The organism is Chryseobacterium sp. GVT01B (assembly GCF_019970045.1).
In the GTDB taxonomy this organism is placed as follows: Bacteria; Bacteroidota; Bacteroidia; order Flavobacteriales; family Weeksellaceae; genus Chryseobacterium.
The window spans coordinates 357738-382688 of record NZ_JAHXYI010000004.1 but is presented as its reverse complement, the minus strand read 5'-3'; the positions used below and the strand labels follow the sequence as shown (position 1 = coordinate 382688).

Below are 24951 nucleotides of genomic sequence, written 5' to 3'. Positions count from 1 at the left end.
CCGGGAAATACCCGGTTTAATATCTTTAAAAGCGATTTTCTATTTAAAATCAGCATCCGTAACTCCGGAGTTGATTACAACTTTGTTCGTTTTAATTGTCATTTTCTGACCTCCACCTTCAGCATCCAGTTCAGCAGGGAACTGTATTCCATCTACAGTCATATAACTTTTAATGGTTGCATTTCCTTCTCCTGCATCCGTCTTATATAAAAGTCCAGTTCCTGCATCGAAATAAAACTTTCCTTTATCCGAAGACAATACATTATAGTCTTTTCCGTCTAATTTCTCTGTAGATACAGTCTGGAAGTTTGAAGCATCAAAGGCCAGAGCATCAATGGGTTTTCCTTTTTTCAGGTCAGCGATCTTATCAGCAGGAATATCTGTTTTAGTTCCCATCTGATCAAAGTATCCTTTCTCACCGTCAAACAACTGAATCATTTCCTTCCCCATAAAAGCTTGTACGGATTTGAATTTATTTCCTAATTTCTTAGTTGTCATTTGGATTTCCATTCCCTGTACAGCTACTGTGTTGTCAGTAATGGTAGATTTTACAGCTTCCAGTTTATCTTTTCCTCCTAATGCCTTGAAATAATTATCAATAACTTCTTTAGAGGTAAGTTTGGATTTTACAGCTTCTGTTTTAGCAGATGCAGCTCCTTTCTTCTGAGCGGCTGCCGGTACTGAAAAAAGTACAGCACAGAAAAACGGAATGATGATCTTTTTCATATTTATAATAAAGTTTAAAGGGTAAATATAGGAATATTGGCGGACATACGGATAAGTAATGAGTAATGAGCAATTAGTAATGAATGATAATTGATGAATGATTGATGATGAGTAATAGCTGATTAACCTTTAGGATGAATATATAATACAAAAAACCGCCAAAGAATTGACGGTTTTCAAATATTTATATCGGACTATAATTATTTCTTAAGTTCTTCTAAAAATTCGTCGTGAGAAATTTTAGTTTCTTTTTTGCTGGCTTTTTCAAGAATTACATCTTTCAATTTAGCCATAGCTACTTCAGAAGAAATTTGTCTTACCTGCTCCTGGTCTTTCAACATTTCAACAGCATATTTCTGGATTTCTTCATCACCTAAGTGGTGGATTCCGTAGATTGCCAATTGATTTTTAACTAACTGTTCAGCCTGAGCTAATACATCAGCATAGTCAAGGTTGATTTCGTTTTCAGTCATCAATTTACCTTCGATGATCTGATATCTCAATTGGTTTTTCTCAGCTTCAAGAATTTCTTTAGCCTGATCTTCAGACTGGATGTTCTGGTTAGAGAATAATAACCACTTCACAAGGAATGATTCAGGAAGTTTTACTTCTTCTTTATCAGTTACCTGCTCTAATACTTTATTCACAAAGTGAACATCAGCATTTTGCTGGAAGTACTCGTCCAATTCAGTTTTCACTTTATCTTTAAGTTCTTCTTCAGTCTTGATATTTCCTTCTCCGTATACTTTATCGAATAAGTCCTGGTTAAGTTCAGCTAAGTTTAATGTATAGAAGTCTTTTACTTTTACTTCTACTTCATTGTGGTGTAGGTGCTCTACTTCTTCTTTGCTGAATCCTAATTCTTTAGCTAATTCTTCGTCACCTGCAAGAGTTTCTTTCGTTACTTTTACAGAACCTTCCATTTTCAAACCTTTTACCAATTTGAAAGCTTCTTTATTTTCAGCTGTTACGGTAAGGTTTTTTGGGTGGTGGTGGTGCTCTCCTTCAGCATCTTCTTCCACAACCTGAGAAACTTCTAAAGCAATGTAAGAATCTTTAGTGATTTTATCTTGAGGAACCTGCTCAGCGAAACGCTTCTGCATGTTTTCAATACTCTTGCTGATTTCTTTGTCAGAAGCTTCTACTTTGTAGTGAGGTGCTTCATATTTAGCTAAATCTATAGTGAATTCAGGCTCATATCCTACTTCGAAAGCAACTTCTAATTGATCAGCATTGTAATCTAATTCGTTTACTGGCTGAGGAACAGGCTGACCAACTAATCTTAATTTGTTTTCATTAACATAGTTGTTTAAAGCATCAGAAACCTGTCTGTTGATTTCTTCAAATGCAATACCTGCTTCATATTGTTTTTTAACCATACTCAAAGGCACTTTCCCTTTTCTGAATCCAGGAACTTGCGCATTTTTAGCATAATTAATCAACTGCTTCTCTACTTTTTCTTTGTAGTCAGATTTTTCCAATGTTACTGTAAGCAATGCACTTACGTCATCATGGTTTTGTGCGGTAACCTTCATTATTGATTAAAATTTTAGGTTGCAAAAATATGAATTTTTTATGAAAATCACCCATTTAAAATCAACTTATAACGCCAAATATTGTTAAATAAAAAACCACCGGAGAATTCCGGTGGTCCAAACAAGATTAATTATCCTAATTACTTAGGTTATATTTTGCCTCAGCATCAGTTTCTCCTCCTACTACACTTCCCCAGGCAGTTCCTGATTTAGCATCATTTACGCTTTGAGGAGAGTGAATAAGCGTTAATTTTAAGAATGGCGCAGTTCCGTCAACAGCTTTTACTACGGTCCATTTTGTTCTTAATCCTACTCTCTTTCCATCGCTTCTAAGATCACTTCCATCTACTCTTTCTACTGTAATATTAGATTTTGGAAAATCAAAAATTAAAAAGTGTTCGTTTTTAGCATCAATAATTTCCTGAGTAGCATCTTCATTTCCGTTTTTAAATTTTGCCTGAACAGTATAGGTCTTACCATTTGTAAGCGGAATGGTAGGTGTTCCTCCTGCCCCGATACTGTAATCATAAGTCTGGGTAGTTCCTGCAGCATCGTCTGTCACCAACAAAAGGATGTTGGTAAGTTCTTCCTGAGGAAGGTCATCTTCTTCTGCAGATCCATTCCTCTGACACGAGGTCACAGCAGTAACAGTAATAAATAAAACAGCTAATAATTTGATGATATTTTTAGTATTGAATAGATTTTTCATTTTTTAAGAATTTTAAAATTGTAAAATTTTGATTGAATTGTTTTTGAAATTTTTAGAATTTGTATCTAAAATTTAAAATAAAGTTTCTTCCTGCCTCATCTGCAAAGAATCTCAAACGGTTCAGATATTCTCTGTACGAAGTATTGAAAAGATTATTTACGATAAGTCCTGCAGAAAGATTTTTGCTGATGTTGATTCCGGTTTGTATATTCCAAAGTGAGTATCCATTGGGTGGCGTACTGAAATCGATTTCTTTATCTACCAATTCGCCATTCACATAGAGTTCCAATGGTGCATTTCGAATCGGAAATCTGGTCTGCTTTACAAAAGTTTGATTTTCAACAGTGAAATAGAAATTATTCCATTTCTGTTTTTTGAACTGCAATGCATTGGAAAAATTAGGTGGCATCATTAAGATCAACGGTTCGTTGTGGGTATCATCCTGTCCATATACATAACTTCCTTTTCCTACATAGGTAAGATCATCCGCAAGTTTCCAGTTGATATCCAGATCTACTCCGTACATTTTCGCATCAATCTGCTGATACACCCATTCAGGGAATACTCCTCTGATAGTTCCTTTAATCCCCACCGGAATTTCATTAATGAAGTTTTTAGTGATGAAGAAATAAGGATTCACAGAAATATTCAAGCCTTTCAGAACATTAAACCTTGAATCTATATTTAAATTAAACTGATGCCCCTGCTCATTTTTCAATCGCATATCTCCCGTTTCGATCACTCCTGCAGAGTGATGCAGCCCGTCTGAAAATAATTCAGCAACATTCGGAGATCGTCCCACCTTTGCATAATTAAATTTCAGATCAAAATTAGCATTAGGACGATATTCCAAACCTGCATTGAAAGAAACATTGTTGTAATTAAGCTGAGGACGTGTCAGCACTCTGTTCTGATCGGTTTTCACATAAAATTGTGGATAAGTATCTGCATATGATTTCTCCCAATCACTTTTATCATACCATTTGGTAACATCATAACGGGTAAAATCATATCTCGCTCCTGCTTCAAAATTGAATTCAGGAGAAATCTTATATTTAAAAACAGAATATGCGCCTGCAGAATATTTATCATAATTCGGGATCAGACGTCTTGCCTTGGTTGCCGGATCTGAATAATTGTTTTGAAAACCTGCATCAATTCCGGTTTCTAAAGACCATTTTTCTCTTTCTAATAAATCATTAAGATTAAACTGATGTGTCATCAGTTCCAGGTCCAGTGAAGGAGTATCACTCAGCTCACCTCTTCTGATATCATATTCCTGTCTGTGGTTATACTGATAGCTGTATGTTGCAGATAGTTTTCCTATATTTTCAAACCTTTTAAAAGCGGAAACTTTTGCAATATGATGTTCAATAACCTGTCTTGGATTATCAATATCATAACTGAACTTACCTGAATAAATAGGAGGATTAGCAGTCATTGCCCTGTCATAATCTTCAGAAGTTGAAACGTGTGAGTCTCTTAAAATCCCAATATTCTGATTGGTCAGATAATAATCAAAAGAAATTCCTCTTTCATAGGTATTATTCTGAACTGTAAAATTGAAGGAAGAAAAGTCCATCCCCGTATTTTTCAGATTATAGTTCGGAGCACTCTGGTCGCCCAGTTTCTTGATACTTCCACCAGACTTCACTGCCCATCCGTTTTTCCAGACTTTGGCAACATCCACGTCAAGGCCAAGACCTCTTCCATTGGAAATTCCGGTAAGCCCTACTGAGCCTTTGATAGTATCTTTTTTAGGGAAAACTTCCGGCTCCATTACCACGACTCCACCAATGGCATCGCTTCCATATTTCAAAGCAGAAGCCCCTTTTATTACATCAATATGCTGAAAATTATTGATATCAACATTCGGTGCATGTTCTACACCCCATTCCTGTTCAGCAAGACGTACCCCATTGTTCAGAATGCTGATACGACTTCCATAAAGACCATGAATAACGGGTTTTGAAATATTATTTCCCGTTTTCAAAGCCGTCACCCCTGAAATTTTAGATAATAAATTCCCCAGATTGTCTGTAGAATTTTTCTCAATATCAGATTTATTGACTGTTTTGACCACCAGAGAACCATTATTTTTATGATTTCCATGAATGGTAACTGTTTCGATATCTTTAACATGGTGTTCCAGCGTAATAACCAGCTGAACATCCTGACCAACTCCTATATTTTCAGTATAATCATCACAATCAGGATGCTGCGCAATGAGTGTATACTTCCCTGCAGGAATCCTGTCAAAAGAAAATTTACCTTTCTTATTGGTTTTAGCTGTAAAGTTTCCGATTTTAATAACAGCATTTTCCAATAAGCTTTTATCGTGAAAATCCTGAACGGTTCCTTCTACAGTATAGGTTTTTTGTGCACTTATAAATACTGATCCGCAAAAGATCAGCAGCAGGCAATATATCAATTTCATTGTAAATAGATTGATTGCGCACCCTTTTCAATAGGGTACATTTTTCGTTAAAATTTGTGGGAAGGGCTAATTTAATTGTAAAATGTACATTGTACAATGTAAAAAGTATAATGTCTAATGAGAAATTAAAGGTTAGAAATCAGAAGCTGTAATTAAATATCAATTACAAACTATCAGTTGTTTTCCAACAACTTTAAACCTTAAACATTGAACTTTAAAGTATTAAACTTTAAACCCTATAGAATCTATGAATTATGAAAGTGCGGGAGGTCCCCGAAGCTGAAAAGTGAATTTGGTCTGAGACCAGATTTTCTCCTGGATGGCAATGATTTGTTTTACCTCGTGGCTGTAATGCTCAAAAGTAAAACTGAATTCTTCAGGAGCTAATGTATGTCCGGTCACCAAAAAGTGGCAGGCCAGACAGTCGCCAGCTTTCTCTTTAGTAACTGCTTTCGTCACCGTGTTCTCAACTTTTTTAAGATTAAAAGCCTTAAAATAGTCTACCGAATCATGATGGTGAAAGCTTTGAGAAAGCAGCGCGAGAAAATATACCCCAAACAATAGCTTGGAGATAAAACTCTTTAGGTTTCTGCTTTCTTTAAAAATCATGGTTCAAAATTATGAAAATAATTTAATTGTTTCCTTAAACTTTTATTAAATTACTTGTAACTATTGATAATTGGTAGAAATGAAAATGATTTTGTTACAAAAAAATGCTTCATAATTTTTAGTTTATGAAGCATTTCTATTTTATTTAATCTAGCTGTGTACCAAGGTATTCCCACTCCTGCAGAGCTGTATCCAGCTCTTCCTTAGTTTTATTATATTTTTCCAAGGTTTCATCAGATGGATTTTCTTTGGCAAAGGAAGCTTCCATCTCTTCTACTTTTGTTTCAAGCTCAGAAATTTTTTCTTCTACCTTTTTGATTTTATTCTGAATATTTTTCTGTTCTTTACTAACGATATTTGAAGATTGACTGCTGGCAGCTGGTTTTTCTTCTACTTTCTTAGGTTCTACCTTTACTTCCTGATGAAGTTTGGCTTTTTCAGCAGAAATCTCCCTGATCGTTTCCTTTTGTCTGTATTCAAGATATTCGTTGATATCTCCAAGGAATTCTTTCATTTTCCCGTCACGGAACTCATAGATCTTATCACAAAGTCCCTGAAGAAATTCCCTGTCGTGCGAGATGACAATTAAGGTACCTTCAAAGTTTTGCAGTGCAAGCTTGATAATTTCCTTAGATTGAATATCAAGGTGGTTGGTAGGTTCGTCCATGATCAACGTGTTGAAAGGACGAAGTAACAGTTTACAAAGTGCCAGACGGTTTCTCTCTCCTCCGGAAAGCACTTTGGTTTTCTTAGTAACCGCATCTCCCTGGAAAAGGAAAGATCCTAATAAGTCTCTTACTCTAGGTCTTGTCTCTTCCGTTGCAGCATCTTCCGCTTCTTCAAGAACCGTTTTATTAGGAGTTAAAACCTCTTCCTGATTCTGTGCGAAGTATCCGATATTAACATTATGTCCAAGATTCCATGTTCCTGAATAATCTTTAATATCTCCTGCTAAAATTTTAGCTAAAGTTGTTTTTCCCTGTCCGTTTTGCCCTAAAAGAGCAATTCTGTCTCCTCTCTGAACGATAAAATCTACATCATCAAAGATTTGTTTTTGTCCGTAAGCTTTTCCCAGATGTTCTGCTTCAAAGATGATCTTTCCGGGAACCATAGACTGTACGAAACGGATATTGAATTTTGAAACGTCTTCGTTATCAACTTCAATACGTTCTATTTTATCTAATTTTTTAATAAGTGACTGCGCAAAAGATGCTTTTGTAGCACTTGCACGGAACTTATTAATGTTATCTTCCATCTGCTTGATCTCCGCATCCTGATTCTTTTTAGCCTGAATCAGTTTTTCACGGCGATCTTCTCTCATGACAAGATATTTGGAATAGTTGGCTTTATAATCATCAACTTTTCTGTTGTTGATATCAAAAGTACGGTTACACACCGCAGTCATAAACTGTTTATCGTGACTTACCAGAACAATTGCTCCCGGATAGTCTTTCAGGAAGTTCTCCAGCCAAATGATAGATTCCATATCCAGGTGGTTGGTAGGCTCATCGAGAAGCATGATATCATTCTTCTGAAGAAGTAATTTTGCCAATTCGATTCTCATTCTCCATCCTCCGGAAAATTCATCGGTAATTTTCTGGAAATCATCTGCTTTAAATCCTAAACCAAATAACACTTTTTCCATGTCACCCTCAAGATTGTAGGCATCATGGTTCATCAAAAGGTCATTCAGTTCGGTCATTTTATTAATCAGATCTGTATAGGAATCACTTTCATAGTCCGTTCTGACCGTCATTTGGTGATTCACTTCTTCAAGCTCATTTTTCCAGGCGTTGATCTGCTCAAAAGCCTGCATGGTTTCAGCCCACACCGTTCTTCCTTTTACAAAATCAAGATCCTGTTTTAAGAAACCAATGGTAACACTCCCTTCAGTCACCACTTCTCCTTCGTAGAAATTAATCTCTCCGGAAAGCATTTTCAATAAAGTGGATTTTCCCGCTCCGTTTTTACCAACGAGACCTACTTTATCATCCTTTTTAATGGTGAAATTGACATTTTGAAATAAATAATTTCCTGAATGGTGTAACCCTAAACTTTGAACCGAAAGCATCTTAATTAATAATTAGTAATGAATAATGAATTTTCGGGTGCAAAAATACGGAAAAAGAAATGAATAGCCCAGAAATAAAAAAACTGCCCAAAACGGACAGCTTTTGATTTATAATACAATTGATTTATAAGAATTGTTATCCAGGGATAAGTGGTGGTGTTTTCCATCCTGCTTTTACCATTCCGATCATTTCTATTAGAATATCTGAAGCATCATTATAGCTAACCGGTGCGATTCCGTGGCGATACCCTATTTCATCCTGCAGCTCGTGCAAAGTATCAGATTGACTCACTGTTAAAGCTTTCTTCCCATTTCTAATACTGATCTCGTAATTACAAATATCTAAAAGTCTTTTGGCTTTATCCAGCCATTCTGAAACGGTCATATTGTTATTTTTTTAGTTAATTTAAAAAATTTTCCGGAGGTTTTTATTTGATATTGAGAAGCTCTGCCAATGAGGTCCCCCGAGGTATAGATTTCACTGGTACTTTTCCTGGCACATTTCTAATACCGTAATTTCTGTGAATCATCTCTAACTCATATTTTACATTCTGTGCACTGAACGCAAAGTTACATCCAGATCCTGTTGTACACTTAGTAACAGATCCTGGAGTAGCACCTGTCTGGGCAGCAAACAGAACTATATTTTCATTAGGTTCCATGATCACTTCTCCTTGCGGGGCACATGTAAATGCACAGAAAGGCTGGAATCTTCCTTCTACTTCTGCAGCTAAGCCTATTGTAATATCTGACGTATTAACCCCTCTTTCATTTTTTACTGTGATGGCTTCTGCCGGGGCTCCTGAAGTAGCAGAAAAAGAACCATCCTGGTGGAAAGTTACTGCTGTACCTAACGGAATTTCATCCGATATGGCATGCATTTGAATGGTTGTATTGATATCTATAACTCCTTTATTGTAAACATATACTTTATATTTTGGTTCACAATAAATATCTTCACATCCAAACATTTCATAATAATAAATTGAAAACCACGTTGGTACACCTGAGGAAACCTGATTGGGTCCCGATGCACCCTTATATCCTACAAGCTTATAATTATTTGCCTGCAAATCTCTTAGAATCTCTTGCTGATCATTTGAGGTAAAATCAAAATTAATTGTGAATAATGTAGTCTCCGATTGTTGAATGAGTGTCTTTTCCATTGTTTTAAATCTTTGGTGTTCTTACTCTTTTGATATCAGGCTTTTCAGAAAACGCCTTTGTTCATGTTATACTATTGAAGCTTCGTGAAATGAACAATTCAAAATAACGAGAATTAAAATCTAAAAACTACAGTATAATATACCAAATATAAAATTCAGTACTTATACTCAATGGAATTCAATCTGTTATAATTAAAAGGGAACACCTTTAATGATGTCCCCTAACCTAAATTTAAAACTGAGAAGTGTAGGCACTAATTCTTAATTCCATTTAATGTAATGACTGCCGGTGTTTTTAAAATAGAACGATCCCATACATCATTATTGGGAACACTGGTTCCGTAAAGAAAATCTGCAACAAAACTGTCTTCCGGCAGATGAAGCTCAGCGGAAAGCCGTGTCTGGCTGGTTTGGTCAACAGATGTACTGCTGGAAACATTTAATCCATTATTAATCAATTCAATATTAATTTCCCGCTGGGATCTTTTCAGAAAGCTGTTGCTGTGTAATCCGAAATTTGCTGAAATATGGGTATAATCCGCAAATTTCCAAAAATCATAGATTGGCTTTTTACCCGCAGCAAGATCTTTTACATATTCTTTTATTTTGATGTAAAACCGACTGAGAAAAGGATGTTTATTATAATCTATTCCAAAATATGCATCGCTTTCTGTACTGAAAACGGATACTTTAGTATTGGTTTCTTCCAACATCAGTTTCCCATATACTTTTGAAAGGTCATTATATACTTTATCCCGGCACACATATGCCTGTGAAAGACCATTAGCGGTCTCCACTTCATATCCGGAAAGCAGAGCATTCCAGATTTTAATACCTTCAGCATTGGTTTTTTCATTCCTGATATCTGAAACATAATGATGCAGATCATCACTATTAATGAAGTCTGTAGAAATATAAACAGACTGCGGCCCTTCAAGATATCCTCCTCCGATATCCGCATGATCACCCGGTACAAAGATCTCTTTCCAAACGGAAGATGTATTTTCCGATTTCTGATCTTCCATTATTTTTGAGTTCTCAAAAAATCCGGTAAGCGGAAAGAAAAAACGGCTCTCATTCACTGCGCAGACATGTAATGCATTCTCTACCTGAGCAGGGATATTCAAATTATAAGTATTAAAAGGTTTGGATTCTACTGTATCAAAAGCTCCTAAAAATTTTATTCTGCAATTTCCCAGAGAATAATGCGTTAAAAGCTGATTGCAAAAAGTCCTTGCAAGCATTCCTCCTCTCCCGAATCCGTATATATAAAAATGGTATTCTTTTGTCTGATCATGGATCATCTGCTGCACAAAATCTCCTGCTTTCTGAAGTTTGTCATCAGAAGAATATCCGTTGTCATAGGGTGGATTTGCACATGTTGCCATAGCAAAATTATTATCTTCACTGCCCGTTACGGTTCCAATTCCTTCGATATATATTTTTTCATCTCCAATAAATAAACTGTATAATTTATAGATATTGGTGAATGTACCATAATAACTTTCATTGTTGCTCAGCGGCTTATCCGGTGAAAGAATATTTACTCCATTATTTCCTGTACCGTCAAAGAAAATCCCGACGGAAATCACTCTACTGCCATTCATGTTTTTACTTTAATTTTTTATTACAGATCCTGTTTGTGTTTTTTTCAAATAAAATCCCTAAAAGAGACATTTCAAAATAACAGAAGAAAAACAAGGTTAGGTAGAGTGAAAAGTACCAAATAAAAAATTCCGTATTTCTACGGAATCAGATTACATTTTTTCAAGGGAATAAATATTGTTAATAATAGCATAAATCACTATTCCCACGGTATTTTTTGCTCCTATCTTCTCCAAAATTCGCTGCCTGTGGCTTTCTACGGTTCTGGGGCTGATAAAGAGTTTTTCTCCTATTTCGTTATTGGTAAACTCCTGACAGATCAGCTTAACCACATCTTTTTCTCTTTCAGAAAGCTCATCTTCCATTTCAAAAAGAGAATTTTTCTTTGCAGAACCATTCATGTAGGTAAACAACATCTGATGGTCTTCTGCCGTGAAGAAAACTCCATTTTTATCTACCATTGTAATGGCATCAATAAATGTTTTTTTATTGGAGTTTTTAGGAAGAAATGCTGATACTCCCAACTTGACCATATATCCGAGAATAGAGGTTTTATAATGGGACGAAAGGATAATAATTTTGAGATCAGGATATTTTTCTTTCAGAATTTCTACAAGTTCAAAACCGTTCATCGGTTTCATCTGAACATCTACAAGGGCAATATCAGGAAATTCATTTTTTGAAAGTTTTCCGAGGTCATCTATAAAATCGGGGCCGTTATCTGCGGTAAGGCATACCGATATATTTTTTTCATTGGACAGCAACATTTTTACCCCTTCGAGGATCAGCTGTTCATCATCAATCAGTGCTAGTTTGATTTGGGAACTCATGATATTTTGGAATTTTTATGATTAAACGACTTCCTTTATTCGAAAAAGTTTTTTTCCATTTGTGTGTTGCGTTCATAGATTTGATACGGGATTCTATGTTTTTTATTCCCATTCCTTTTTTTACTTCTTCATATTCAAAACCCTGTCCGTTATCAGAAATAATAACAGCCGTATTTTCAGGATAATCTTTAATATAGATCCAAAGATCTTCTGCCTCAGAATGCTTGATTACATTGGTAGTAAACTCCTGGATAATCCGGTACAGCTGTACTTCTGCGAAAAGATCTTTCTTTTCATATCCCGGCATCACCTGCAGGGAAATATTAATTTTATGGGAAAGGTTGGCTATTAATTCTTCAACATATAACACCAACCCTACCGATTCAAGATTTACAGGGTACAATGAATGGGAAATACTTCTGGCAGCATCAATCAGGGAAGACATCTGGCCGTAGATATTTTTTTTAATCAGCTCATCACCCTGGGTATCGAGATTATTCAACCATAAAGAAAGAATATTGAGGCGGTTTCCGATATCATCATGAATCATCACTGCAATTCTCTTCCTTTCTTCTTCCTGAGCTTTGATATTTTCCAGTACTAATTTTTTCTGATGAAGAACTTCAGCTTCGTGCTGTACGTTTTTCTCTTTGATAATTCTGGTTATAAAAGCTCTGTAGGCTAGCAGAATAAAAGATACTATAACTGTTATGGTAACAATTATAAGGATCAGCAGATTGATATTTAAAGTTACTTCTTTAATCTGATAAAAGTATATAAAAATGAACAGTACAAAATACTCGAAAGAATATTATTGGCACTGAGAATAATATAATAATCGTTTTCTGACAGTTCTGCAATCTGGTGCTGGATGATAAAAATAAATACAGAAACAGAATAGTAGAAAAAAATACTGGCATCTACCAGAATAAAACGATTCTGATTCTGTACAGATGTATTTTTAATCTCACGGATCAATGTAAACCCGGAAAGGCATATGATAACAATATTGGAAACCACTTTTGCAATATCTGCATTGGACGGATAATCAAACCCATATTTTGAAATCATAAAACCTCCCGCCAGCACGCCTGTAAGCCCCAGAGCATATTTTGGCCAATCCAGTTTTCTGATAAATAAACCTGTCAGCAAAAAAAACTCGCCTGCAATATAAAAGGGATAAAGAAATGATGTATCATTGAGTCTGAAGATATAGGGCAGCGCCAGATTCAGCAGTTCAATAAAAAAAAGAAAAGCAATACAATAAAAATACTGCTTTTCTTTTTGGTTTAATATGCGGTATTTTACTGCTCCCAGCAGTATAACAGATAGAAGCAGTGCATAATTCAGGAATAAAATTGCTTTATAAAGTCCAGCCATTCCTCAGTTTATCGTTTTTAAAATCCACTTCCTACATCTACATCCGGAATACGGCAGATAGGAGGACATGGTTTTGCCCAGTCATAAGTATTGGAAATAGTCTCTGCTCCCAGTTCCGAATTTCTAAGATTTGCTCTGGAAGAAATAAAAATAAGAGTTACCAACATTTTTCCATAGATATCATTGTATCTAAGGCCAAAAGAACAGGTAATACCTAGTAAACCATCATCCTCAAGGCAAAGGTCTGCGGTAGGAACATAGAATTTTCTGAAAATCCCAATGCCTTCATTTTCTCTGCATTCTTTATAAAACCACTCCATACCTTCGGTTCTCCAACGTTCAATAGCTGATACAGCTATATCCTGCTCAAGAATTGGTGCATTGGAAACCGGGAATCCCATATTAGCATTCTTCTCTGTACTCTCAAGATTTTTAGAAAGAACGGCGTTTCTAATAACAGTATATTCCTGAACTTCCTGGAGTCTCAAGTCTTTATCAAGCTCTGTAAGGAAACTGTACGGATATTCTTTAACGTCTATTTTTACCCCTTCATTATTCATAGGATAAAAAATAAGGATCATACGATCTCTATAAACTCCTACTGCTGCACAAAAGTCTTTATAATCCTTAAAGCCCTTCATCCACTCAAGGTGCTCACTGGAAATATTAAAAACATAGTTGGTAGGAATCAGCTTTTGAATTTTGGAAAAGTCAGAGAAATACGCTTTCCATTCGTTTGATGCTGCTCTGCATTCTTCTACAGGCAGCATGTAGTCTACAATGTTTAATGTTGACATAAGCATAGTTTTTAGTCCTATAAAAATATATAAACTAAACATGCTATGCAAGTAAGATTTTAATTAATAATTTTTCACAGTAATATGATAACAGCTCTGTTGTCTTTCTTTAATGTAATATATTCTACCGGCATTCTGATAGTGCTTTAAAACTTTCTCCAGTGCTATTTCCATTTTCGGATTGTACTTCAGAACGTTGTTGAATCTTACATAAGAAATGTCAAAAGAGTTGCCATAATTGTGAGAACTGATCCCTAGCGAGGCGTTAGAATTCACTCTTCTCAACCTACATTGGTCTTCAAGAGTACGGGTAATGGATGAAACGGTAAAAGTACCTCCTTTTGTATCTTTACTGAACTTGGAAGCTATTTTCTCAAGGGTGGTTTTAGCCTTGGATACCATATAAGCCCTGCTGTAATCCAGTCTCTGAACCTGATATCCTTTCCCTGATTTTTTTATTTTGTGGAATTTACCTTTGTTAATATACTTCTGTACTGTTTTGGAATCTTTCAGAAGCTGTATTCCAAAACTCTTTGAAGCATCAAGATGAGGTTTGTAAAGCGGTGTAGGTTCAACCTTCAATACAGTAGTAAGATCATAGCAGGGAAAAGCTTTTTTTGCTGCCTGCGAATAATGTAAACTATAAATAAAGGGTACAAAGACCACACAGAAAAACTTTCTCATTCACCTCCTTTTAAATTACAAATGAAAAATAAAACATTTATGTTATATCTTTCAAAACCTACTATAATACTCTATAAATAAATCCCAAACAAACTTTACACCAAATTACAGATTTTGTAATTTTTGTTCACTCTTTTTTGAATTTTTTTTTCAGTTTTAACTTTTTACTTTAAGATTTAAATTTTACATTTGAGATACATAAATAATAAACAACATGATAAAAAAACTTTTCGCTGAATTTTTCGGCACATTTTGGCTTGTTTTCGGAGGGTGTGGAAGCGCTGTTTTCGCAGCCGGCGTTCCCGACATTGGCATCGGACTTTTAGGAGTTGCTTTGGCCTTTGGTCTTACTGTTCTTACGATGGCTTACGCTGTAGGACACATTTCAGGAGGACACTTTAATCCGGCAGTTTCTTTTGGACTTTTAGCAGGAGGAAGATTTCCTGCCAAAGATCTTATTCCTTACATCGTGGCCCAGTGTCTGGGAGCTATTGTAGCAGCAGGATGTCTGTATACAATTCTAAACGGTGCAGGAGCGGTAGAATTCTCAAAGCCCGGAGATTTTGCCACGAACTTTTACGGAGAGGCCGTTTATAACGGAAAAGCTTTCAGCATGGGAGCCGCGTTCCTGGCTGAGTTTTTATTAACTGCCTTTTTCCTTATTGTGATCATGGGAGCTACAGATAAATGGGCCAACGGTAAATTTGCCGGGCTTGCTATCGGTCTTGCGCTTACTTTGATTCACCTGATTTCTATTCCTATTACGAATACTTCTGTAAACCCTGCAAGATCACTTTCACAGGCTGTCTTCATGGGAGGAATTGCTATGTCGCAGCTTTGGCTGTTCTGGGTAGCACCTATTTTGGGAGGAGTTGTAGGTGGGTTGATCTACAAGTTCTTACTTCAGAGAGACACTGCAGAAATTGCAGATTAATTTTTTTAAATAAAATTCAATGATAAAATCCTGTCAGGCGGCAGGATTTTTTTATTTTTCTGATTTGAATAAATTGTTCTTGAATTTTTTGTAAACGCAAAGTTTTTATATGAAAATGTTTTTATTTAAAGGGAGCAAAGTGATAACAACTGCGTCGTTGATTGAGCGATATGATAGCCTTAGCTTAATCAGAATCAATTTCATTGATTTCTTCTTTGCTTCCTTAAAATATTAAAAAGAGTAAACTAAACTTTACGTTTAAATCATACTGATAAGCTTACCAGAAATCTTTTAGCATTATTTCAGTTTTTTGATATCAAAAGGGTTCTTGAAAATAAGTTCTTCGTGTTTTCCTTTAATTTCCATTTTGCGCTGGAGAAGATTTAAAGCCATTTTTCTGATAAAAAAGTCTTTATCATTCAGTTTCCAGTAGGAATCTTCATGAAGTTTTTTAGGCGGCCGGATCAGATAAAATTCGGTTTCCCAGGTATCTGCATTATGGTAAAACTCAATGATTCCGCAGTGTTCAGGGATAAGAGCAGCATCTACCATTCCCATCGGGAGCAAAAAGCTAAAAGAATTACAGATATAATCACCACAGGAAATTTTATCATGTTTCAGAAATTTTTCTCCGGTATCTTTATTGAGATATGATTTTTTGAAATCATTTTTAAAATCACTTTTCGAAAACTTGATCTCAATTTCATGACTTCCCCCTTCTGAATCAATAATCAGAATATCTGCTTCCCAATCGGCCTGAAAATAATTGGTCAGTACAATTTCTTTTTCAAAATCACAATGGGAATGGATGTAGGCGTGTATGAGTTCTTCTATTTTGATCATTGGTTATAACTGTAAAATGTACAATGTAAAAAGTATTAATGATAATGCGCTCTCCTAATAGTCAATATTATAAACGCAATGTTCACAAAGTATCTATTTACTGCTGTTAAATGTTCGCAAAGGCGTTTCACTCAGCAAAAGTTGCGGGTTATCTTTTCTTTGTTTATTACGATTAGAAGAAATTGACAAGCGAAGCGAATTGCCTATTTACAATTCATCTTTCAAATTAAGCTTTCTAACTTACTAAGAGGCTGCATCCTCTGATATCAGAGTGGTCTATTCTTCCCAATACCTGAAATTTATTGCCTACAATTTTACCTAAATCCTGCGTTGCTATAAACGAGCAGGAATGGGTATTGGCAAGATCAATGATATTAATAGCTCCGGTTCGTCCTTCTTTTTCGTAAGCCAGAGGATCTTCTGCATTCCGAACCATAATTTTCATCCAGTTGGGACATTCATATTCATTATTTCCAAGGGAATAAGCCTGCGAAAGAAGCTCTGTCATGGAATATTCTGAATATATTTTGTTTGTTTTAAGACCTTCCTGTAAGATTTTCAACAATTCATCCTTGGTCATTTCTTCTTTTCGTCCTTTCATTCCTCCGGTTTCAATCACTATTAAATTTTCAGGAAAATTTAGGGATTCTTCGCTTTGCTCAGCATGACAGTAATCAAGAAAATCAAGAAGAGCAAAGGAAACTCCGAAAAGAATTACTTTTTTGCCCTGCAGGTTGTTCAATAGCTCAAAAAGTTCAGAATGGTTATAAAGGAAATACCCGTTTTCCGGTTTGGCAGATTTTTTCATCAGATAATCTACCATATAGATCAACGATGAATTCTGTTTTTCCAGATAACTTGGAAGCAGCCCCAAAAAGATAAAATCCTCCGGCTTCCCGATAAACTGTTCAAAACTTTTATAAATACTTTCTTCATAAAGTTCAGGATCTGCAATGAAATGCTTTGACAGATTCATCTGCGTTGTTCCTGAGCTTTGAAAAAACAGATCAGTTGTCATATTTTTATCCAGAATCTTGTGATTTTTAAACATTTCGATCGGCAAAAACGGAATCTTCACCAAGCCATCCACCTCATCAGGATTAACATTCAGAAAGTCGACGAATTTCCTGTATATTTCAACATTTTCATATTGATAACGGAACGTTTTCAATGATGCATTCAGGAAATCCTGTTCAGTTTGTATATTGAATATATTTTTTAATTCCATAACCTTTGAGCATCTTATCACCTCAGGATAAAGTAATTATAAAGATAAAATATTGATATTTAATAATTTTTTAATCTACAAAACCTATTTTGGTAAGCTTCTTGCACATACTTAAATGGAATATGGATTAAAAACAAGAGTGGGTTTCGGCCCGTTCGAAAGTTACCTCTTTTTAGGGGTAATTTTTTTTGCTTTATTTTTCAAAAGTTTTCAATTCAAAATCTTTTTCAAAAACCCCGTAGGTAAAATAGGAAATCCAGTCTCCGAGGTTGATATATTTTGAATTCTGTCCCAAATCAAGCACCATTGGCAGGTGTCTGTGTCCATAGATGAAATAGTCTATCTTCTCAGATTTCAGCTTTTCTTTGGAATAAATAATCAGAAACTCTTTATCTTCTCCCAGGAATGCTTTGTCTTCTTCTCCGGAAATCATTTTATTTTTTTGGGAAAGGTATAATGCAACTTTCATTGCAATATCGGGATGCAGCCATTTGAAGAACCATTGTGCTACCGGATTTGTGAATAATTTTTTCATTCTTTTATATCCTTTATCACCAGGTCCCAGTCCGTCTCCATGGGCAAGCAAAAACTGCTTTCCTCCCATTTCAAAATATTGTTTCTGATAAAACACAGTACAGCCAATTTCCTCTTCCAGATAATCTTTCATCCACAGATCATGGTTTCCGACAAAGAAATAGATATGAATTCCTCTGTCTTTAAGTTCTGCAATTTTTCCGAGCACTCTGATATATCCTTTGGGAACTACATGTTTCCATTCATGCCAAAAGTCAAAAAGATCACCCATTAAAAACAAAACCTGAGCATCTTCTTTGATCTCATTCATCCAGCGTATAAATTTTTCTTCACGCACTTTACTCTCACTTGGAGTTGGAGCTCCAAAATGCTGATCTGAAGCGAAATATACTTTTTTTCCAGGTTCTAAATTAATTGTTGTTTTTAACACCTTCTGAGTTTTGGGGTAAATTATTGATTATCTTCTGCAAACCATTCTCCATAAGAGTTTTCTGTCTCATGAAGTTTAAGATAGGCTAAAGAAATTCCATCAGGAAGTTTTGATTTGATTTTAGCAGCAATAGCATACAACATGTTTTCACAGGTTGGCTGGAAACTGCAATAGATTACTTTATGCCCTTTCTGTTCCAGGTCATCCCCAAGCTCTTTGTGTGGAGACAGAGCATTTACAAGAACCGCATGGTCCCATACATCTACAATTTCGGAATTTACGATACTTTTGATATCTCCGAAATCTACCACCATTCCATTTTTAGGATTTTCAATATCATTGATCGGTTTTCCTTTCACTGTTACAAACAGCTTATAGGAATGTCCATGCATATTTTTACACTTCCCATCGTAGTTGTAAAGCACGTGAGCTGTTTCAAATGTAAAAATTTTTGTAATACGTATCATACTGCAAAGATATGATAAAACCGCTTAACACAGAAAAGACTGTTTCTATTACAACAATATTTAAATATCTTTTTTAATCTATTTTAAAGGTCAAATTATTATCCGGAGTTCCATCTACATTGATTGCATTGTAAGGTACAGAAAGCCAGCCGTTTTTATTCATTACAAATTTGAACTGATAGGTTTTTCCTTTTTCAAACTGAGATTTTGGCAAAACCAGCTCAAAGGTATTGTTCTTTTTCAGATTCATATAGTAGGTTTTATCATCAGGATTCCAGTCATTAAATGAACCGGTAACTGAAATATTTTTTATAAATTCTACGCTTTGCTTTTCAGGAAATTGGTAAGAGAAAACAAGATTGTCTTTTTCTATGCGATATCCATAGATTTCTTTTTTAAGATCAGGGTGAACAAGAGGTTCAGATTTTGTATATTCTTCTGACAACGTGTAAGGATTCAGCAAGCGTTTATCCATAATCCCGGCAATCTGATTGAGCATCTGATACATCACAGCAGATTCTTTATATCCGTTGTACATCAGCACAACAGCCATATTTTTATCCGGAAAAATTCTGTAGGCACTTACATTTCCACCGGAAAAGTGATAAGACTTTATATTATTAAAAGTTCCCATATCCCAACCATGAGTAAAGATGATATTTTTATCTTTATATTCAAAAGGTTTCCACATCAGCTCTTGTGTGGCAGGTTTTAGAAAATCATTCTTGCTCAAATGAATGCTCCACTGTAAAAAAGCAGGCAATGCAATGGCCAGACCATTGGCAGAATGCGCTCTTCTCCCTTCCACAAATGTAGATTTATCATATTGATGGGTGTCCTTGTTATAAATATACTTTACGATTCTGTTAGGGATTTTTTCAATAGAATTAGATGAAAACACAACCTGGTTTCTGGAATCTGAAAACTGATTGTTCACGATATAGTCTTCAAATTTTTCTCCGGTAACTCTTTCAATGATCATCATGACCAGCATGTAGTTGGTCTGATTGTATCTGTAATCACTTCCTGTTCCAAAGTCCATTTTTTCTTTTGACAAACGATCAATCACTTCAGCATTGGAAGCATCCACCGGAATATCGCTGAAACGAATCCAGTCTGGTAATCCTGAGGAATGGGATACAAGGTTTTTTACCTGAATACTTCGCCACTCTGCCGGTACATTGTCAATATATTTTGAAATTTTATCTTCTAAAGATACTTTTCCTTGTTCTACAAGCTGAAAGAGCCCGACATTTGACATTAGTTTTGTAGTAGAATAGATCCTGAACATGGAATTGGCATCTACTTTTTTATCACTCTCTAAAGTTTCCGTTCCATAGTATTTCTGGAAAGTAATTTTATTATCCTTAACGATTCCTACGGCCATTCCAGGTATCTCATTGATTTGAATGACCTTTTTTATATAGCTGTCAATTGCTTTTGCCTGGTCAGCTGTCTGACTATGACCGGTAAAGAAAAAACTTAAAAAAAGTATTGTTAAAATAGATAGTTTCATGGGAATGTCTGTTTTTCGTTTCTCTATTAAAACAATTGTGGGCTTTATGGTATTACATGGAGAGAAAAATTATTTTTTACACTCAAACTCCATGTTAATAAATTAAAATCAGCCTATTTCTTCCTTTATTAGAAAAATTTCTCGAGCCAGTCACTGCCCAGACGTTTGATCTTCTTGGTTTCCGGATCAAACAGGATCCAAAGGGTGCTTGAGTCTACTACAAGCTCGTCATTGCAGTAAAATTCTACTTTTCTGGGCTGTTTGGCTCCTTCAGGTGACATGGGATAGGTTCTTACCGTGATGGTGTCATTCAAATAGACTTGCTTTTTGTACCGGATATGATGATCAAGAAGCATCCAGGCATCGTTTGCATATTCTGTTTTCTGTTTTAAAAGGTCCCAGTGTTCTGCTGCCACTTCTTCCACCCAGTGCACGTATTGTACATTATTTACATGATTGTTCTGATCAATATGCTCTTCCGTTACCTTTATCTGTTTTTCGTACATTAAATTCATGCTCATGAAAGTTTACTCAAATTTATCATTTTAAAACAAAACTTCCTTAGTCCTGCAGAACAAAAACTTTACTTTAGAAAATAGAAAAACGGAATCAGATATTCTCTGATTCCGTTCCTATATTCAATATATTGATATTCTTATTTAGTTTTTCCGGCAGGCTTGGCAGCAGTTGCTGTAGCACCTAATTTGGTTTTTACAGTAGCAGTAATATCTTCACTACCGTCTGTATAAAGCAGGTTATTGGATTCCTGTGCTGCTGTATCAAATACATAGCTCAGATTTTTTTCTTTAGCTACAGCAAAAATAGCTTCTCTTACTTTCTTTTGCAGTGGAGTAAGCATTTCATTTTGCTTGGCAGAAATATCTTTAGCAGCCTGCGCTCTTGTTTCTTCTATTTTTTTACCTAAACCTTGTAATTCTGTTTGCGCTGCAATCAGTTCTTTAGTTACCGCTTCTTTGTTAGCCTCACTTAAAGTTTTTTCTTTATCCTGTGCTGCTTTCAGCTTAGTCTGATAATCATTGATCAGCTTTTCAATTTCAGTCTGTTTTGTTTTAGTTAGATTATCAATCGTAGTTCCTATAGTTTTTACTTCAGATAAGCTTGCAAAAATTTCTTCTGTGTTTACACTTCCTATTTTCTGTTGAGCATTTGCAACACCTGCAGTAAGGGTTAATCCTAATGTAATAAAAAGTACTTTAATTAAATTCATTTTTTTAATAATATTTTTCGTCCCCAAATATAATTCAAATTTCAATTACTTATCATATGACCTTTATTATTTGAAAAACTGAAAGAAATAAAACAGACTTAAAGCTTTAAATAAAGAAAAACCTCCCCAAAAAGGAAGGTTTAACATCAAAAAATATGGAAAAAATGACTAATGGAATTGTGCTGTTTCCGTAGAATCTTTCATCGCTACGGTAGCTGAAGAACCGTTGGTAACAACATTCTGTACTTCATCAAAATACCCTGTCCCTACAAAAGACTGATGCTTCACCGCTCTGAATCCTTTCTGCTGCAAAGCAAATTCACGTTCCTGCAGTTCTGAGTATCCAGCCATTCCTCTTTCTTTATAGGCTAATGCCAATTCAAACATTGCTGTATTTAAAGCATGGAATCCTGCCAATGTAATAAACTGGAACTTATACCCCATTTTTGCCAGCTCTTCACGAAAAGTAGACATTTCCTCTACGCTAAGTCTTGCCGCCCAATTGAATGAAGGTGAACAGTTATAAGCCAGCATCTTCCCGGGGAATTTAGCATGAATTCCTTCCGCAAATCTTCTTGCCTGCTCCAGATCAGGGTTCGAGGTTTCCATCCAGATCAGATCTGCGTAGGGTGCATAAGACAAACCTCTGTCGATGCCCTGCTCTACTCCGTTTCTTACCACATAAAATCCTTCGGAAGTTCTTTCTCCTGTTACAAATTTTTTATCTCTGTCATCAATATCAGAAGTCAGTAAATCTGCTGCATCTGCGTCTGTTCTTGCAATAATAAGACTCGGAACTCCCAGTACATCGGCTGCCAGACGTGCTGCAATCAGTTTGTTGACTGCCTCCTGGGTTGGCACCAATACTTTTCCGCCCAGGTGACCGCATTTTTTTGCAGAAGAAAGCTGATCTTCAAAGTGCACACCGGCTGCACCAGCTTCTATCATTTGCTTCATCAGTTCAAAGGCATTCAGATTACCTCCAAAACCCGCTTCTGCATCTGCAATGATAGGTACCAGATATTCTTTATCTCCTGTTCCACTCACAGATTGTACCTGATCTGCTCTCAGTAACGCATTATTAATTTTCTTTACCACAGAAGGAACTGAATTGGCCGGATACAGCGATTGATCGGGATACATTTCTCCTGATAAATTAGCATCTGCAGCCACCTGCCAGCCTGAAAGATAAATAGCTTCCAGTCCTGCATCTACTTCCTGTACTGCCTGATTACCTGTAAGCGCTCCAAGTCCTGCCACATAATCCTGAGTATTTAATTTATTCCAGAATTTTTTGGACATTTCTGTCGCGATGGTATATTCTATGGTATAAGAACCACGAAGTTTCAAAACTTCTTCCGCCGTATAAGGCCTTTTTACACCATTCCAACGTGGATTTGTCAGCCAGTCTTGTTCTATAGCCTGGATTTGTTCTTGTCTTGTTTTCATAATATTTGGATTTTGTTTGATTAGATTTAAAAGTAATTTTGTTGCTAGTTGCTGGTTCTATTGTTAATTCATGATCTGTTTTTTAACCAGCAACTATAAACCAGCAACCAACATTTTTCCTAAATAAAAGGATATGCTTTAAGCGTTAAAAATTCTTCAAAATTTTCAGAGAAGATCAGCTCATTGAAAAGTTCTTTCGCAAGATTGAATTTTCCATTTTTAAAACGGATTTCTCCTACATAGTTTTCAATATTGTCCATTTCTTCACTTTCCCACTGTAAAATCATGTGGCGGGTAAGCGTTCTGTCATCACTTAACACGGCTTCGTTTTTCAGCCATTGCCAGATCTGTGTTCTTGAAATCTCTGCAGTTGCGGCATCTTCCATCAGGTTATAAATAGCCGCAGCACCAGTTCCCATCAGCCAGCTTTCAAGGTAAAGAATTCCCACGTTGATATTTTTTCTGACTCCTTTTTCGGTAATATCGCCTTTAGGAATTTCCAATAAATCACTTTCTGTTATATGATATTCAAATTTTTTATCGATTTGATTTTTGGAAGGCATATACTGGTCAAAAATTTCTTTTGCCACCGAAACTAATGCAGGATGTGCCACCCAGGTTCCGTCGTGACCGTTTTTCACCTCTCTTTCCTTATCATTTCTTACTTTTTCAAAAGCAAGGTTATTGGCTTCATCATTGTCCTTTACCGGAATTTGGGCTGTCATTCCGCCGATAGCATGTACATTTCTTTTGTGACATATTTCAATAACTCTTTTGGAGTAGGCGCTCATAAAAGGGGAAGTCATGGTCACCTGATCTCTGTCCGGTACGATAAACTCCGGAAGGTTTCTGAATTTTTTGATATAGGAAAAAATATAATCCCATCTTCCACAATTCAGTCCTGCACTGTGTTCTTTTAATTCAAATAAAATTTCGTCAATCTGAAATGAAGCAGTAATGGTTTCTATCAAAACTGTAGCTTTAATTGTTCCCTGCTGAATTCCCAGATAATTTTGGGCAAAGACAAAAACTTCATTCCACCAGCGGGCTTCTTTATAATGTTCCAGTTTCGGAAGGTAGAAGTAAGAGCCACTTCCCTTTTCTAAAAGCGATTTTGCATTTCTGAAAAAATACATTCCAAAATCAATCAGCGAGCCGGAAGCTTTTTCACCATTGATTTCAATATGTTTCTCCGGAAGATGAAGCCCACGCGGACGAACCAGCAAAACTGCGGTTTTTCCGTTAAGAGTATAAGCTTTTCCTGCTTCGTTTACAAAATCAATACTACGGTTAATAGCATCAGAAAGATTAATCTGCCCCTGAATGCAGTTTTCCCATACCGGCGAGCTGCTGTCTTCAAAATCTGCCATAAAGGTAGAAGCCCCGGAATTCAAAGCATTGATAATCATCTTGCGGTCTACAGGTCCAGTAATTTCTACTCTTCTGTCCAGCAAATCTTCAGGCAAAGAGGCACATACCCAATTTCCATTCCGGATTTCTTCTGTTTCTTTTAAAAATTCAGGAAGATTACCCTGATCAAAATTCTGCTGTGTATTTTTTCTTTCTTTTAAAAGTTCAAGCCTTTTATGATTGAAGTTCTGATGAAGTGCAATCAGAAAATCTGCCAAATCCGGAGTAAAAACTGCTTCAAACTGCTTCTGTGCTTTTATTTCTAATTGAGTCTTGGTTTCCATAACATATTGATTTTGTGATTTGATATTACAAACATAAATAAAAATTTTCACAAACAGCGAACGTTCGCTAATTTTATTT

24 protein-coding genes are annotated in these 24951 nt (G+C 35.8%); 1 reads left to right on the top strand and 23 read right to left on the bottom strand.

From position 1 onward, the window contains the following. Positions 1-39: 39 nt before the first annotated feature. The 14 genes from LC457_RS11605 to LC457_RS11540 form a co-directional block, all read right to left on the bottom strand. On the bottom strand, positions 40-726 hold the full coding sequence (locus LC457_RS11605; RefSeq protein ID WP_223599972.1) for a hypothetical protein: 687 nt from the start codon (positions 724-726) through the stop codon (positions 40-42). A 200-nt stretch (positions 727-926) separates the two neighbouring features. Next, the gene (locus LC457_RS11600) at positions 927-2261 is read right to left on the bottom strand and encodes a trigger factor (protein ID WP_223599971.1); all 1335 of its coding nucleotides are present in this window, start codon (positions 2259-2261) and stop codon (positions 927-929) included. Positions 2262-2397: 136 nt separating this feature from the next. Further along, positions 2398-2970 (bottom strand): hypothetical protein, encoded by a 573-nt coding sequence (locus tag LC457_RS11595; RefSeq protein WP_223599970.1) that lies wholly within the window; start codon positions 2968-2970, stop codon positions 2398-2400. 52 nt (positions 2971-3022) lie between these two features. Further along, positions 3023-5407 (bottom strand): TonB-dependent receptor, encoded by a 2385-nt coding sequence (locus LC457_RS11590; protein WP_223599969.1) that lies wholly within the window; start codon positions 5405-5407, stop codon positions 3023-3025. Positions 5408-5659: 252 nt separating this feature from the next. Further along, positions 5660-6016, bottom strand: coding sequence for a hypothetical protein (locus LC457_RS11585; RefSeq protein ID WP_167498839.1), 357 nt, complete (start codon positions 6014-6016; stop codon positions 5660-5662). Positions 6017-6161: 145 nt separating this feature from the next. Then, a complete protein-coding gene (locus LC457_RS11580; RefSeq protein ID WP_223599968.1) occupies positions 6162-8087 on the bottom strand; it encodes an ABC-F family ATP-binding cassette domain-containing protein in 1926 nt (641 codons plus the stop codon). A gap of 136 nt (positions 8088-8223) precedes the next feature. After that, positions 8224-8472: a hypothetical protein gene (locus tag LC457_RS11575; protein ID WP_223599967.1), complete on the bottom strand. Its 249-nt coding sequence runs from the start codon at positions 8470-8472 to the stop codon at positions 8224-8226. A 43-nt stretch (positions 8473-8515) separates the two neighbouring features. Next, the gene (locus LC457_RS11570) at positions 8516-9253 is read right to left on the bottom strand and encodes a hypothetical protein (protein WP_223599966.1); all 738 of its coding nucleotides are present in this window, start codon (positions 9251-9253) and stop codon (positions 8516-8518) included. A gap of 254 nt (positions 9254-9507) precedes the next feature. Further along, positions 9508-10860 (bottom strand): DUF2235 domain-containing protein, encoded by a 1353-nt coding sequence (locus LC457_RS11565; protein WP_223599965.1) that lies wholly within the window; start codon positions 10858-10860, stop codon positions 9508-9510. A 150-nt stretch (positions 10861-11010) separates the two neighbouring features. Beyond that, positions 11011-11688: a response regulator gene (locus LC457_RS11560; protein ID WP_223599964.1), complete on the bottom strand. Its 678-nt coding sequence runs from the start codon at positions 11686-11688 to the stop codon at positions 11011-11013. Next, positions 11657-12238 (bottom strand): sensor histidine kinase, encoded by a 582-nt coding sequence (locus tag LC457_RS11555; protein WP_223599963.1) that lies wholly within the window; start codon positions 12236-12238, stop codon positions 11657-11659. Before LC457_RS11555 ends, LC457_RS11560 begins: the two co-directional genes overlap by 32 nt. Positions 12239-12438: 200 nt before the next feature. Beyond that, positions 12439-13068 carry a hypothetical protein gene (locus tag LC457_RS11550; RefSeq protein WP_223599962.1) on the bottom strand — a complete coding sequence of 210 codons (630 nt, stop codon included), beginning with the start codon at positions 13066-13068 and terminating at the stop codon, positions 12439-12441. A gap of 17 nt (positions 13069-13085) precedes the next feature. Beyond that, a complete protein-coding gene (locus LC457_RS11545; RefSeq protein WP_223599961.1) occupies positions 13086-13865 on the bottom strand; it encodes a hypothetical protein in 780 nt (259 codons plus the stop codon). A 63-nt stretch (positions 13866-13928) separates the two neighbouring features. After that, positions 13929-14549, bottom strand: a complete 621-nt coding sequence (locus LC457_RS11540; RefSeq protein WP_213280506.1) for a DUF5715 family protein — start codon at positions 14547-14549, stop codon at positions 13929-13931. 217 nt (positions 14550-14766) lie between these two features. Between LC457_RS11540 and aqpZ the strand changes: the two genes are divergently transcribed. Continuing rightward, the gene (aqpZ, locus tag LC457_RS11535; protein ID WP_034696881.1) at positions 14767-15483 is read left to right on the top strand and encodes an aquaporin Z; all 717 of its coding nucleotides are present in this window, start codon (positions 14767-14769) and stop codon (positions 15481-15483) included. A gap of 297 nt (positions 15484-15780) precedes the next feature. Here the strand turns inward: aqpZ and LC457_RS11530 are convergent, their stop codons facing one another. The 9 genes from LC457_RS11530 to aceB all read right to left on the bottom strand — a co-directional run bounded on the left by LC457_RS11530 (position 15781) and on the right by aceB (position 24872). Beyond that, positions 15781-16326 carry a hypothetical protein gene (locus tag LC457_RS11530; RefSeq protein WP_213280507.1) on the bottom strand — a complete coding sequence of 182 codons (546 nt, stop codon included), beginning with the start codon at positions 16324-16326 and terminating at the stop codon, positions 15781-15783. Between the two features lie 235 nt (positions 16327-16561). Further along, on the bottom strand, positions 16562-17554 hold the full coding sequence (locus LC457_RS11525; protein ID WP_223599960.1) for an acyl transferase: 993 nt from the start codon (positions 17552-17554) through the stop codon (positions 16562-16564). 193 nt (positions 17555-17747) lie between these two features. Beyond that, positions 17748-18518 carry a UDP-2,3-diacylglucosamine diphosphatase gene (locus LC457_RS11520; RefSeq protein ID WP_223599959.1) on the bottom strand — a complete coding sequence of 257 codons (771 nt, stop codon included), beginning with the start codon at positions 18516-18518 and terminating at the stop codon, positions 17748-17750. A 20-nt stretch (positions 18519-18538) separates the two neighbouring features. Next, positions 18539-18985 carry a 6-carboxytetrahydropterin synthase gene (locus tag LC457_RS11515; protein WP_142717749.1) on the bottom strand — a complete coding sequence of 149 codons (447 nt, stop codon included), beginning with the start codon at positions 18983-18985 and terminating at the stop codon, positions 18539-18541. Positions 18986-19058: 73 nt separating this feature from the next. Then, complete coding sequence (locus tag LC457_RS11510; protein ID WP_223599958.1) at positions 19059-20501, bottom strand: serine hydrolase; 1443 nt, start codon at positions 20499-20501, stop codon at positions 19059-19061. A gap of 128 nt (positions 20502-20629) precedes the next feature. Further along, entirely contained in the window at positions 20630-21016 is a 387-nt protein-coding gene (locus LC457_RS11505) for a thioesterase family protein (protein WP_223599957.1), read from the bottom strand. 140 nt (positions 21017-21156) lie between these two features. Continuing rightward, positions 21157-21729, bottom strand: coding sequence for an OmpH family outer membrane protein (locus LC457_RS11500; RefSeq protein WP_223599956.1), 573 nt, complete (start codon positions 21727-21729; stop codon positions 21157-21159). 168 nt (positions 21730-21897) lie between these two features. Beyond that, positions 21898-23178 carry an isocitrate lyase gene (gene aceA, locus LC457_RS11495; protein WP_223599955.1) on the bottom strand — a complete coding sequence of 427 codons (1281 nt, stop codon included), beginning with the start codon at positions 23176-23178 and terminating at the stop codon, positions 21898-21900. A 119-nt stretch (positions 23179-23297) separates the two neighbouring features. Beyond that, positions 23298-24872 (bottom strand): malate synthase A, encoded by a 1575-nt coding sequence (aceB, locus tag LC457_RS11490; RefSeq protein WP_223599954.1) that lies wholly within the window; start codon positions 24870-24872, stop codon positions 23298-23300. Positions 24873-24951: the final 79 nt, after the last annotated feature.